Consider the following 13,413-nt stretch of genomic DNA (forward strand, 5'->3'; position numbering starts at 1 on the left):
ACGACACAGGCTTATGTGGATGGTATTCTTGACAGAAACGAGCCCGATGCGGCTACCGCTTCCGGAAAGACACTGAACCTGAGCTTCTTTGATGCCCTTGGATATTCATATACAGCTAAATTTGCGATCCATCAGACAGATACCAAAGGGGAATATACGGTCGAACTGTCAGACATCATAGATTCCGAGGGAAGGTCTGTCGTGGATGTCTATGGGGTCAGCGGAATTGACGATATTGCCAACTTCGGCGGCACGAATACGATGAGCAGTTCGGAGATTCTGTCACTTGTGACGGGAGCGCATTATGATCCAAACACAGGCACCTATACCAAGGAAGCCGGTTTTGAAGATGTATTTTCAGATTTTACACAAAACAGACTGTCGGGTATCACTTATACCGTGCCTGACGGACAGCAGTCAGGTACTTCGGGTACCGGTGCCGGCGGTATCGGCAATACAATGACTCTGAACGGTGAGGGCAAGATGTCGAAAGAAGATCTGGGAAAGATCAAGGGACTGATCTATGTTCCTGCCAACGAGTCCACATACGTTCCCGCAGGTGGCGGCGGAAATCCGGTCGCTTATTATTACTATGAGACACCGGGTGCCAACCCGACCGATCCTCCGGTAAAACATTATCTGACAGATAATCTGGCGGACAATAATAATGTGGATGACTGGAAGTCGATTTTGGGAGTCAACGACATCACAGGGCTGACCTTCGACGATGATGGAGTCAGCTATACGTTGACACAGGAATTTACGTTTGCTTCTGATGGTATTATATACAATCAGAACGGTAAGATCTTTACGACACCAATCACTCAGGAAGAGGCTTATGGGATCGATACTTCCGATCCGAACAAGACATTTGCCTTTGCTGTGGCGGAGAATGGGACGGCACAGGTGACGACGACGACGACTTATAAAGGTTTCATTCTGAAATTCAATGTAGATAACGGTGAGTTCGAGTCCATTGACGGTAAGGACAATGTGTTGCTTGACTTTAACACTACTGCGGTGACAAAGGGTGGCCAGACCGTATCACTGCGTAGCTTCAGCGACATTAATATAGACTGGTCATACGTGACCTGGTTCAATAATGGAGGTACCTCTACGATTTCCAGTACGCCGGGTACGGAAGAAAAAGGGATTGGCGCCGGGCGGAAAGAAGGAGCGATGGATGGTCTCTCAATCCAGGAGAATGGTGAGATCTATGCAAGCTATGACAATGGTATGACGAAACTGCTCGGACAGATTGCCGTGGCGAAGTTTGCCAATGCCGCAGGTCTTGAGAAAGCGGGAGAGAACCTGTATTCTGCGACACTCAACTCCGGAGAGTTCGATGGTGTGGGCGTGGATATTACTGCAGATGGTGCAGGCGGCATGGTGACAGGGTCTTTGGAGATGAGTAACGTGGATCTTTCTTCGGAGTTTACGGAGATGATTACCACACAGAGAGGTTTCCAGGCAAACAGCCGTATCATTACCGTATCTGATACGTTGCTGGAAGAACTTGTAAATCTGAAACGATAGATAACAAAATAGAAAGCGTAAATATGGGAAGCGGGGGAACTATGAGAGTAGTTGCCCTGTTCCTGTGTTTATTTTATTATTATGGAAAAGCGTGGCGAGATGTTTTCGCATGAGAAGCATGAGTGAGGGAATCAAGTTATGATCGAGCTGACAAAAATGAGTGGGCAGAAAGTACTGGTAAATCCCGACCTGCTTGAGCTGGTGGAGGAAACACCGGATACCGTAGTGTCATTTACGACGGGCAGAAAAATAATTGTAAAAGAAAGTAGACAAGAAGTGAAAAATTTAGTAAAATCGTATAGAAAGGATATTTTTGCAGGTTAATGCAAAACTAGAGGGGTGGAATAAGTAATGGATATAGCATCAGTAATTGGCCTGGTCCTTTGTTTTGGTATGGTTGTGTTCGGTATTATCAGTAATTCCGGACCGGCAGGTGTTCCCTATTTCTTTGATGCAGCTTCTGCTATCATAACATTCGGTGGTTCATTTGCTGCGATTCTGGCTTCCAAAACGATGGATGAATTTGTTGCCGGTTTAAAGAGCTTCGCCCTTGTTCTGAAGGCTCCGGTCTTTGAGGTGACATCGATCATTAGTAAGATTATTGATCTGTCCAATGTGGCCAGAAAAGAAGGGCTTCTTTCTTTGGAGGAAGCGGCAGGGGATCTGGAAGATGAATTTCTGAAGAAGGGTATACTGCTTATCGTTGATGGTACTGATCCGGAACTTGTTCGTGCCATTATGGAGACAGAGCTGGTCAGTATGGATGACAGGCATAAATCAAAGATCGGGTTTTGGGAAGATGTGGGAACGATGGGTCCTGCCTGGGGTATGATCGGTACCCTGATTGGTCTGGTTCTTATGCTTCAGAATATGGATGACCCGTCCTCGATCGGTCCTGCTATGGCGGTTGCATTGATTACGACGTTGTATGGTTCCTTGCTTGCCAACTGGATTTGTGCGCCGGTTGCCAGTAAGTTAAAAGTAAATAATAATATGGAGGTTCAGGCAAAAGAGATTATTATTGAAGGACTTCTTTCCATTCAGGCCGGAGAGAATCCCCGTGTTATTGAAGAAAAGCTGAAATCCTTCCTGGCTCCAAAAGACAGAAGTGCAGCGGATGACGGTGGAGGTGAATCAGATGGCTAAGCAGCGGAAGGAAGAACCACCAAAGGGTTCACCCGCATGGATGAATACGTTCAGCGATCTGATGAACCTTCTGTTATGTTTTTTTGTGTTGCTTTTTTCCATGTCTACGGTGGACGCGCAGAAATTCGAGCTGATAGCCTCCTCTTTTTCGCAGTCTTTCAGTATTTTTTCTGCGGGGGCAACAGCAATCGGCGACGGACTTCTGATCAGTAATGGTGTCAGCCAGCTGAATGAACTGGATGACTATGTGAACAGTATGGGAAAGGTTTCCGATGGAGACACCGACAATGAGACAAAATATCTGGAGGAAATGACGGAAGCTCTGGATGCGGAAAAATTGAAAAAATCTGAGGAACTTGCCGAGAAGATCGAAGAGGCGATGGATGAGCAGGAACTTGCCAGGGAAGTGGATATGGAAGTCACATCTCAATATGTGCAGCTCTCTCTGAAAGGAGCCCTTCTGTTTGATTCGGGAAGTGCTCAACTGAAGGAGGACGCTTTGCCAGTTATGGATAAACTGGGACTGATCCTGGAGCGCTATGCCGGCAGTGTGATCGAAATTGAGGGTCATACGGACAATGTGCCTATCAGCAGCGCACACTTTGCCAATAATAATGAGTTAAGCAGTGCGAGGGCTCTTTCCGTGTTTGATTACTTTGTGGGAACGACGAGTCTTGATCCTGCGATGATCAAACATTCCGGCAGAGGAGAGTATGTGCCGATCGCAGATAATTCTACTCCTGAAGGAAGAGCTAAGAACCGAAGAGTAGAGATCAGAATTTACCATACATTGAGTTCATATTAAGCGAGAGCAGGAGAGGAGAATGATATGAAAAGAAATCTGTTATCCGTCATTATACTGGCACTTCTGGTTGTAAACCTTGTGCTGACTTCGATTATGATGGTTAATGTAAACAGTGCTTCCCAAAAGACGGCGGAGCTTGTCACAGACATTGCGCAGGTATTGGATCTGGAACTTTCTGACGGTACAGGGGGAGCTATGACGAGTAATGTGCCAATGGAAGATATCGAGGTCTATAAAATTGCAGAGCAGATGACTATTCCGTTAAAATTAGGGGAAGATGGGCAGGCTCATTATTGTCTTGTGTCAGTGGCGTTGTCTATGGACATTAAGAATGAAGGGTATAAAGCATATGGAGCAGGTCTCAGTTCCAAGGAGAGTTTGATAACCGCTAAGATTTATGATATTATTGGCAGCTATACATTGGAAGAGGCACAGGCAAACAAAGATCTGATGCGTGAAGATATACTGAAACAGGTTCAGGCAATGTTTGATTCTGACTTTATTTTCCAGGTTTCTTTTAGTGATATTATATTCCAATAAACCTCCTGTTGTTATATGATAGAAGGAGAATGGGAGGTGAGCCGGAGTGGGAGAAGTTTTATCCCAGGCTGAAATTGATATGCTGCTGTCGCAGATGAACAGCGGTGAATTTGATGCAGAGGAGATGCAGGCCAAGGATGAGAAACAGGCCAAGAATTATGACTTTAAACGTCCTGTTAAATTTTCCAAAGAGCATTTGCGAACCCTTGAAATTATATATGAACATTACGCACGGCTATTGTCCACCAATCTGCCGATTTATCTTCGCAAAAGTGTTCAGATTGATGTTGCCAGTTCGGAGACCGTTACATTCTCGGAGTTTTCCAATGCACTGGCCAATCCTGTTGTGCTGGGAATTATAGGCTTTGATCCTCTGCCAGGGAATATTTTGGTTGAGTTGACAGCGAATCTGGCTTTTGCCATTATTGACAGAATGCTCGGTGGGCAGGGAGTGCCGCTGGACAAGAGCAGAGATTTTTCTGAGATTGAGATGACTATTATTGAGAGAATTATGGTCATTGCGATTCAGCTTATGCGGGATCCCTGGAAGAATGTATTGGAGATCAATCCGCTCTTAGAGCGCATTGAGACGAATCCTCAGTTTGCACAGGTGATTTCACCCAGCGATATGATAGCTATCGTTACCTTGAACATCAAAATTGGTGATATAGAAGGGTTTATGAATGTCTGTCTTCCGTATCTGACGTTGGAAGACATTATGGATAATCTGAATACGAAATATTGGTATTCAACGATCAAGGCTGTCAGCGATGAAAGTTATGAGGAACATATTGAGTCGATGCTGCGGAGGGTGGATGTTCCGGTTAAAGCAGTGCTGGGCAACAGTGCGATTTCTGTAGATGATTTTATCCACCTTCAGGTGGGGGATATTATACGGCTGGATTCCAGAGTGGATTCTGATCTGAATATCTACGTTGGTAATATTAGAAAATTTACGGCATTACCGGGAGCAAACAATGATACATATGCGGTACAGGTAACGTCAATAGTCAGAGAGGAGGAATAGAGCATGGACGGGATGTTATCTCAGGATGAGATAAATGCCCTTCTGAGCGGCATGGATAATTCGCCAGAAGCACCGGCAAGCAGTCCCTCAAAGAACGAAGATGGGAGTGCACCGATCGACAAGTCGCTGCTTACGGATACGGAGAGAGATGCGATCGGTGAGATAGCCAACATTAGTATGGGTTCTTCGGCGACGACTCTTTATTCCCTGGTAAATATAAAGGTGGATATTACGACGCCAGTCGTTACTCTTTCTAACTGGAAGACCATGATTGAGGATTATGAAAAACCTTGTGTGTTTATCCAGATACGGTATACGGTCGGCTTGGAAGGCAGTAATATTCTTATTTTAAAAGAGCGGGACGTAAAGGTCATCACAGATCTGATGATGGGTGGAGATGGAACTAATATTGACGGGGAACTGGGAGAGCTGCATTTGAGTGCAATTTCTGAGGCAATGAATCAGATGATGGGTTCTTCTGCCACCTCGCTTTCCACGATGCTTGGCAAGATGATAGACATCAGTCCGCCGGAAGCCAGTCTTGTCGATTTGACAGAGTTCAAAAAGCCGGGGGAGATTGCAGAATTTCTTACCGGCACGTTCTGCAAAATTGCATTTACAATGACGATCGGTGATCTTGTTCAGAGCACGATTTTACAGTTGTATCCGGTCGATTTCGCGAAATCCCTGTATGATACCTTTATCAATCAGCAGATGGGAGAAGCAGCAAAAGATCCTACACCGGCACCGGCTCCGACTCCGGAACCGCAGGCATTCAATCCGCCGCCGGCACAGGCGCCAATGTCACAGTCAAATATGGGGATGCCGCAGATGGATATGTCTCAAATGAATATGCAGATGCCGCAGATGAATATGGGGATGCCGCAAATGCCAATGCCACAAATGAATATGGGAATGCCGCAGATGCAGATGCCGAATGTACAGCCAGCGCAATTCCAGAGCTTTTCGGGTAATTATGGAATGACAAATGCGCCGGAGAATATCGGCCTGATCATGGATGTTCCGCTGAATGTTACCGTGGAGCTGGGAAGAACGAGTAAATCCATTTCGGAAATTTTGGATTTTTCACCAGGTACGATCATAGAGTTAGATAAAATAGCAGGTGAACCGATTGATGTGCTGGTGAACGGAAAGTTTGTTGCCAAAGGTGAGGTTGTTGTTATAGAGGAATGCTTTGGTATTCGTGTAACTGAAATAATAAAGTAGAACACAGGAGTGAGAGAGATGGCGAAGAATATTTTAATTTGTGATGATGCAGCATTTATGAGAATGATGATTAAGGACATTCTGACAAAAAACGGCTATAATGTTGTTGGAGAGGCAGAAAACGGATTGAAGGCTGTTGAAAAATACAATGAGTTGAAGCCGGATTTGGTGCTGATGGATATTACCATGCCGGAGATGGATGGTATTCAGGCATTGAAAAAGATTAAGTCCGCAGATTCGGGAGCAATGATTATTATGTGTTCTGCAATGGGTCAGCAGGCAATGGTTATTGAGTCAATTCAGGCGGGGGCAAAAGATTTTATTGTTAAGCCATTTCAGGCAGAGCGTGTTCTGGAAGCAGTGAAAAAGGTTGTAGGATAATGCTTCTTACGCATATGAGCGGAGTGGAGTCTTTCGTTCAGTTTATAACAGTGCTGATACTTTTCTGTATTGTACTTGCGGTTACATATGTGACTACGCGGTATGTTGCAAATTTCCAGAAGCTGAGACAGGAAGGAAGCAATATTTCTGTTGTGGAAACATGTAGGATAGCACCCAGTAAGTATGTTCAGATTTTGAAGCTGGGGGGAAAGTATATTGCGGTCGCAGTATGCAAGGATACCATGACAAAATTGGCAGAACTTTCTGAAGAAGAACTTATGCTGTCTGTCAATCAGGAAAATGAAATTCCCGGTTTTGCCAGTTTTTTGGAGAAAGCGAAATTGAGAAAACAAAAAAAGTAGGCACAGTGTGATGAAAAGATTTTTTTTCGGAAAACAATTTAGGTTCGTAGTATGCCTGCTGTTCACAGTAGGCATATTGTTTTTGCATCATTCGGCGGTTGTACTGGCAGCGGATGTCACGGAGGATACATCGGACGATCTGTTTGACAGAGAGACGCATCTGACAGGGGATACCGATACGCGAACATATCGTAATGAACCGGGTTCCGCGGAGAATGCAGATGATTTGAGAGAATTGAATATTGCCAACAGTCTGTCGGTTACTTATGAGGGCGATAACGGCAATGTGTCAGGGCCTGTAAGAATATTTGTTGTCCTGACGATGCTCGCGCTGGCGCCGATCCTGTTAATTATGCTTACGTCTTTTACAAGGATTATTATTGTACTGCATTTTACGAGAACGGCTCTGAATACACAGACAGTTCCGCCGAATCAGGTATTGATAGGTCTGGCGTTGTTTCTGACGTTCTTTATTATGAGCCCGATCATAACACAGATCAATGAAAATGCCATACAGCCTTTTGACAGGGGAGAACTGACGCAGGAGCAGGCGATCGAGATTGGTATGGAGCCGCTGCGCGAGTTTATGTATGGACAGACACAGGTCAAGGATGTACGGATGTTCATGGAGATTGCGGATCAGGAGTGGGACGGCAGTCTCTCAGGGATTCCTTCTTCGGTATTGATTCCCAGTTTTATTGTCAGTGAACTGAGAACTTCATTCATTATCGGATTTTTATTATATATACCGTTTATTGTCATAGACATGGTGGTAGCTTCGGCACTGATGAGTATGGGTATGATGATGCTGCCGCCAACGACGATTTCCATGCCGTTTAAGATATTGTTGTTTGTGCTGGCAGATGGCTGGAATCTGGTCATTGGCAGTCTTGTCAAGACCTTTTATTAGCTTTGAGCAGGAAACAGAAAGGGGGAAATAAAATGACGATTGATGTGGTGACAGCGATTGCAAGGGAAGCCCTGTTTTTGATCATTAAAACATCGGCGCCTGTACTGCTTATTTCCCTTACCATCGGTCTGGTCGTCAGCGTATTTCAGACGGCAACTTCGATACAGGAGCAGACGCTTACATTCGTTCCCAAGGTTGTCTGCGTGTTTATGGGACTGATGCTGTTTGGCCATTGGATATTGAATTCTATCGTGGACTATATGATAAGACTGTGGTCAGATTTCAGTCTGTATATCAGGTAGCGGTATGATCGATTACAGTTTTTCATATGATGAGCTGGAATATTTTCTGCTCATATTAGTAAGAATTACGAGTTTTATCCATGTGGCTCCATTTTTTGGAATGAATAATACGCCAAGAAGGGTCAAGATCAGTCTGGGATTTTTCATAGCAGTGCTTCTTTATCATATGACAATGCCGCATACACCGCTTGTGTATCATACGGTCTGGGGATATGGCGTACTTGTGATGAAGGAAGCTGTAACCGGTCTTCTGATCGGGTTTGGGGCCAATATCTGTACGACAGTGGTCACTTTTTCCGGTATGATTATTGATATGAATATTGGTTTGTCAATGGTGAGTATGATGGATCCGACGACAAAACAGAATTCCAGTATTACGGGTATGTACTTGCAGTATACGACAATGTTGATGCTGCTAGTCAGCGGGATGTATCAGTTTTTGCTGATGGCGTTTGTTGATGCCTATCGGCTGATACCGATCAATGGAACGGTTTTCCGCACGGATTCTCTGCTGGCGAGTATGACACAGTTTTTATCGGAATACATTATCATTGGATTTCGCATTTGTCTGCCTGTATTTGCGGTTATTATGATATTGAATGCGGTGCTTGGCATTCTGGCGAAGGTGGCGCCGCAGATGAATATGTTTTCTGTCGGCATTCAGTTTAAAATTCTGGTGGGATTGATGGTGCTGTTTTTTACGACGGCGATGCTGCCGGGTGCGGCGGATTTTATTTTCAGACAGATGCGGATTATGGTAACACGCATTGTGGAGGGACTGTTGTGACAGTGACATATAATTTGCAGTTTTTTGCAAAAGATGGTCCTGGCGGAGAAAAGACAGAACCGGCTACGGCGAAGAAGCTGCAGGATGCAAGAAATGAAGGACAGGTGGCCAAGTCCAAGGAATTGAACATGGCGTTTTCATTGCTATTCCTGTTCCTTATTTTAAAGATAGCGGTGGGCTGGATCGGAGAAAAACTGACAGGCTGCTTTTCTCTCGTCTATACGCGGATTCCGGATATGGTTGGGTTGCGTGACGGTATGGTGCCGGCAATGGCAATCAACAGCCTTGTGAAAAATATGATGCTGCGGATTCTGATGATTCTGGCGCCCTTTCTGGCAGTTGGTTTTCTTGTTGCTTTTATCGTTGATCTCGTGCAGGTAAAATGGAAGCCAACATTTAAACCTATGAAGCCTAAATTCAGCAAGATGAATCCGGTTACCGGTCTCAAAAAGATCATTTCTCCCAAGTCGCTTATGGAGCTGGCCAAAGCAGTGATCAAGATTCTCCTGATCAGTTATGTCGTTTACAGTACTCTGAAGGATCAGGCAGGTGTTATTCTTTCCATGTATGATATACCGATGATGAATGCGGTTATGTTGACCGGCAGTATTGTAATCAATCTCGGCATTAAAATATCTGCACTGTATCTGGTTGTTGCGCTGCTCGATTATATTTATCAGAAGTGGAAGTTTTCCGAAGACATGAAGATGACCAAACAGGAAGTCAAGGAAGAGATGAAAAATGCGGAAGGCGACCCGCAGATCAAGGGAAAGATTCGTGCAAAAATGCGCGAGGCTTCCAGAAGACGAATGATGCAGTCAGTACCGGAGGCAGATGTCGTCATTACAAACCCGACGCATTATGCGGTTGCGGTCAAGTATAATGCCGAGGCACACACAGCTCCGATGGTAACAGCCAAAGGAGAGGACTTTCTTGCGCAGAAGATTAAAGATGCAGCCAGAGAGCATCATGTGGAGATTGTGGAGAACAAGCCGCTGGCGCGTATGCTCTATGCCAATGTGGAGATTGGCGAGCTGATACCGCCTGAATTATATCAGGCAGTGGCGGAAGTGCTGGCGATGGTATATCATGCACAGGGACGTGCGTAGCGAATATCGGACAAAGGGGAGGGACAGATGAAAAAAGCGGATATAGGCGTTGCGTTGTATGTATTGGCAGCTTTCGTTATGCTGATCGTTCCGATACCTTCGTGGCTTTTGGATGTTTTACTGGCACTGAACATTTCGGTTGCCTTTACCGTTATGTTTGGCTGTATGTTTGCAACAGAGGTATTGGAGATGTCATTTTTCCCTACCGTGCTTCTGTTTACAACAATTTTCAGGATCGCTTTGAACGTGTCTTCGACCCGTCTGATTCTGGCTACCGGTGACCCGGGAAATGTCGTACAGGTTTTTGGAAACTTTGTTGGTGGCGGTGATCTGACAATCGGTATCATCGTGTTTCTGATTTTGATCATCGTGCAGTTTATGGTTATCAATAAAGGTTCCGAGCGTGTTGCGGAGGTAACGGCCAGATTTACACTGGATGCTATGCCAGGTAAACAGATGGCAATCGACGCCGATCTGAATACGGGTGCAATCACCGATGACGAGGCGAAGAAACGCAGAGAAAAGATCCAGGAAGAATCAAGTTTCTTTGGCTCCATGGATGGTGCCGTGAAGTATGTAAAGGGAGATGCTACAGCCGGTCTGCTGATCTCGGCTGTCAACATCATTGGCGGTATCTGCATGGGAGTGCTCAGACAGGGGATGGATTTCGGGGCGGCCATGGATAAGTATACGATTCTGACGATCGGTGATGGTCTTGTCAGTCAGATTCCATCGCTGCTGATTTCATTGTCCACCGGTATTCTTGTGACGAAAGGCTCAAAAGACGCAGACTTTGGCACGGTTCTTGTCAGCCAGCTGTTTGGGGTTCCGAAAGTACTCTATTTTGTCGGGGGTACGATCATTGCCCTGGGCGTTCTGACACCACTCAATACAATCCTGTTTCTTGTCCTTGGATTTTCCTTTATCATTACGGCCAGGATTATGTCCGGTACGCTGGAGACAGCGAAGATCGACAGTCAGGTAGAGGAAGAAGAGGCGGCGGCAGAAGAGATCCGTCAGCCGGAGAATGTCACCTCTCTTCTGCAGGTGGACCCGATCGAACTGGAGTTTGGCTACGGTATTATTCCGCTTGCCGATGTCAATCAGGGAGGCGATCTGCTTGACCGCGTTGTCATGATTCGTCGTCAGGTAGCGCTTGAACTTGGTACGGTCGTGCCGATTATCCGTCTGCGCGATAACATTCAGCTCAATCCGAATCAGTATATTATTAAGATCAAAGGAATCCAGGTGAGTGAAGGTGAGATCCTTTTTGACCATTATATGGCCATGAATCCGGGGTATGTGGAGGAGAAGATCACCGGTATTCCTACTTTTGAGCCGTCCTTCCATCTGCCTGCGATCTGGATTACGGAAAATCAAAGAGAGCGGGCAGAGAGTATGGGTTACACAGTAGTGGATCCTCCTTCTATTATCGCGACCCATCTGACCGAGATTATCCGCCAGCATATCGCAGAGCTGTTGTCGAGGCAGGATGTACAGGGGCTTGTGGACAATATCAGGGAGAGCAATCCGGTGCTTGTGGACGAACTTGTTCCCAAGTTGCTGGGGCTTGGTGAGATTCAGAAAGTATTGCAGAATCTGTTGAAAGAGGGTGTTTCCATCCGCGATCTGCAGACGATCTTTGAGACGCTGGCAGATTATGCGGTGACAACGAGGGACACAGATATTCTGACAGAATATGCCCGTCAGACGCTGAGGCGTGCGATCTCCAACAAGTTCTTTCCTGCCGGTGAGACGACGAGTGTGATCACGCTGGACCCGAAGATAGAGCAGGAGATCATGGGAAGCGTAAAGCAGACGGAGCAGGGCGCATATATTACCTTAGACCCGGAGCGGACGAAAAACATCATCGCTTCCGTGGAGTCAGAGATCAAAAAGCTGGAAGAGCTGGGACGAAATCCGATCATTATCACATCTCCGATCGTGCGTATGTATTTTAAACGTCTGACGGAAGATTATTTTAAAGATTTGATCGTAATCTCATATAATGAGATAGAATCTAATATTGAATTACAATCTGTGGGGATGGTGACAGCATAATGATAATAAAAAAATATCAGGCGAAAACGGAAGCGGAGGCCGTGGAGCAGGCAAAAAAAGAGTTGGGACAGAATGTGGTGATCATGAATGTCCGCAATATGAAAAAGAAGGGGATGTTCGGCGTTTTCAAGTCCAAGATGGTGGAAGTTACAGCGGCTCTGGAAGATGACACAGATAAAAATTCTACCCAAAAAGAAGCACCGGTCGCGGCTGCTAAACAGGCGGAAACAGGCGGTATCCTCTCTGATGAGCTGCTTCAAAGCACGATGGAGAAACAGGAAATACTGGAGAAACAGGAAGAGAGTGGGAAAGCGATTGAAGAGAAACTGGAAAATCTGCAGACTCTGTTGGAAAAACAGTTAAAACCTGCCGAGGAAGAGGAAAAGAAAGAGACGGAAAGCCCGCAGGAAGAAAAAAGTGAGATCGTAGCCTTCATGCAGTTATTGTCGCACACAATGACTGAAAATGAAGTCAATGAGAATTACGCTAACCAGATCATAGAGGAAATCGAAAAAACGACGAAAGCCAATGTGCCGATGGATTATATTTTGTCCAATGTATATCAGAAGATGATTTTAAAGTTCGGGAAACCAATGCCAATCCAGCCGGCGGAAAATGGTCCTAAGATTCTTTTTTTCATAGGGCCTACGGGAGTGGGAAAAACGACGACAATCGCCAAGATCGCTTCCAGATTCCGTGTGGATGCCAAGAAGAAAGTTGCGCTTCTGACAGCGGACACCTATCGTATCGCCGCGGCGGAACAGCTTCGCACATATGCGAATATTCTGGAAGTACCATTTCGTGTGATTTATTCGGTGGAGGAGATAGAGGCTGCACTGAAAGATTTTATGAATTATGATTATATTCTGGTCGACACGGCCGGGCATTCTCATCATAATGAGACGCAGAGGGATAATATGAATCAGTTTATCCATTCTGTCGATGATAAGGCTGAGAAGGAAGTGTTTCTCGTTGTCAGTGCGACGACCAAGTACAGAGACCTGGTGAGCATTGCCGATGTGTATCGGGATATGACGGAGTACAAACTGATCTTCACAAAGCTGGATGAAACGACTGCACTCGGTAATCTGCTGAATTTAAAGCTTCACACGGGAGCGGCGTTGTCTTATGTGACATGTGGACAGAATGTACCGGATGACATTGAGCAGTTTAACCCACAGAAGACAGTAAAGCAGCTGCTTGGAGGGAGAAAGTAAAGT

General features: G+C 45.5%; 15 protein-coding genes. All 15 read left to right on the plus strand.

Going from position 1 to position 13,413, the window contains the following annotated elements:
- Positions 1 to 483 precede the first annotated feature (483 nt).
- The 15 genes from V1224_06135 to flhF all read left to right on the plus strand — a co-directional run bounded on the left by V1224_06135 (position 484) and on the right by flhF (position 13,410).
- Positions 484 to 1,536: a flagellar hook-basal body complex protein gene (locus V1224_06135; protein WWR17431.1), complete on the plus strand. Its 1,053-nt coding sequence runs from the start codon at positions 484 to 486 to the stop codon at positions 1,534 to 1,536.
- Positions 1,537 to 1,674: 138 nt separating this feature from the next.
- Positions 1,675 to 1,860, plus strand: coding sequence for a flagellar FlbD family protein (locus V1224_06140; protein WWR17006.1), 186 nt, complete (start codon positions 1,675 to 1,677; stop codon positions 1,858 to 1,860).
- 27 nt (positions 1,861 to 1,887) lie between these two features.
- The gene (locus V1224_06145; GenBank protein WWR17007.1) at positions 1,888 to 2,682 is read left to right on the plus strand and encodes a motility protein A; all 795 of its coding nucleotides are present in this window, start codon (positions 1,888 to 1,890) and stop codon (positions 2,680 to 2,682) included.
- Entirely contained in the window at positions 2,675 to 3,487 is an 813-nt protein-coding gene (locus tag V1224_06150; GenBank protein WWR17008.1) for a flagellar motor protein MotB, read from the plus strand. The genes V1224_06145 and V1224_06150 overlap by 8 nt, the downstream gene beginning before the upstream one ends.
- 24 nt (positions 3,488 to 3,511) lie before the next feature.
- Entirely contained in the window at positions 3,512 to 4,027 is a 516-nt protein-coding gene (locus V1224_06155; protein ID WWR17009.1) for a flagellar basal body-associated FliL family protein, read from the plus strand.
- Between the two features lie 46 nt (positions 4,028 to 4,073).
- The gene (gene fliM / locus V1224_06160) at positions 4,074 to 5,054 is read left to right on the plus strand and encodes a flagellar motor switch protein FliM (protein ID WWR17010.1); all 981 of its coding nucleotides are present in this window, start codon (positions 4,074 to 4,076) and stop codon (positions 5,052 to 5,054) included.
- A gap of 3 nt (positions 5,055 to 5,057) precedes the next feature.
- A complete protein-coding gene (fliY, locus tag V1224_06165) occupies positions 5,058 to 6,281 on the plus strand; it encodes a flagellar motor switch phosphatase FliY (GenBank protein ID WWR17011.1) in 1,224 nt (407 codons plus the stop codon).
- Between the two features lie 18 nt (positions 6,282 to 6,299).
- Positions 6,300 to 6,662, plus strand: coding sequence for a response regulator (locus V1224_06170; GenBank protein WWR17012.1), 363 nt, complete (start codon positions 6,300 to 6,302; stop codon positions 6,660 to 6,662).
- 14 nt (positions 6,663 to 6,676) lie between these two features.
- Positions 6,677 to 7,024, plus strand: coding sequence for a flagellar biosynthetic protein FliO (locus V1224_06175; protein ID WWR17013.1), 348 nt, complete (start codon positions 6,677 to 6,679; stop codon positions 7,022 to 7,024).
- Positions 7,025 to 7,034: 10 nt separating this feature from the next.
- Positions 7,035 to 7,934 (plus strand): flagellar type III secretion system pore protein FliP, encoded by a 900-nt coding sequence (fliP, locus tag V1224_06180; GenBank protein ID WWR17014.1) that lies wholly within the window; start codon positions 7,035 to 7,037, stop codon positions 7,932 to 7,934.
- Between the two features lie 32 nt (positions 7,935 to 7,966).
- The gene (gene fliQ, locus V1224_06185; GenBank protein ID WWR17015.1) at positions 7,967 to 8,236 is read left to right on the plus strand and encodes a flagellar biosynthesis protein FliQ; all 270 of its coding nucleotides are present in this window, start codon (positions 7,967 to 7,969) and stop codon (positions 8,234 to 8,236) included.
- Positions 8,237 to 8,240: 4 nt separating this feature from the next.
- Positions 8,241 to 9,023, plus strand: a complete 783-nt coding sequence (locus tag V1224_06190; protein WWR17016.1) for a flagellar biosynthetic protein FliR — start codon at positions 8,241 to 8,243, stop codon at positions 9,021 to 9,023.
- The gene (gene flhB / locus V1224_06195; GenBank protein WWR17017.1) at positions 9,020 to 10,132 is read left to right on the plus strand and encodes a flagellar biosynthesis protein FlhB; all 1,113 of its coding nucleotides are present in this window, start codon (positions 9,020 to 9,022) and stop codon (positions 10,130 to 10,132) included. Before V1224_06190 ends, flhB begins: the two co-directional genes overlap by 4 nt.
- 27 nt (positions 10,133 to 10,159) lie before the next feature.
- Positions 10,160 to 12,193, plus strand: a complete 2,034-nt coding sequence (gene flhA, locus V1224_06200; protein ID WWR17018.1) for a flagellar biosynthesis protein FlhA — start codon at positions 10,160 to 10,162, stop codon at positions 12,191 to 12,193.
- Positions 12,193 to 13,410, plus strand: coding sequence for a flagellar biosynthesis protein FlhF (flhF, locus tag V1224_06205; protein ID WWR17019.1), 1,218 nt, complete (start codon positions 12,193 to 12,195; stop codon positions 13,408 to 13,410). The genes flhA and flhF overlap by 1 nt, the downstream gene beginning before the upstream one ends.
- Positions 13,411 to 13,413: the final 3 nt, after the last annotated feature.

It is taken from the genome of Lachnospiraceae bacterium JLR.KK008, from assembly GCA_037015955.1.
Lineage (GTDB): Bacteria > Bacillota > Clostridia > Lachnospirales > Lachnospiraceae > VSOB01.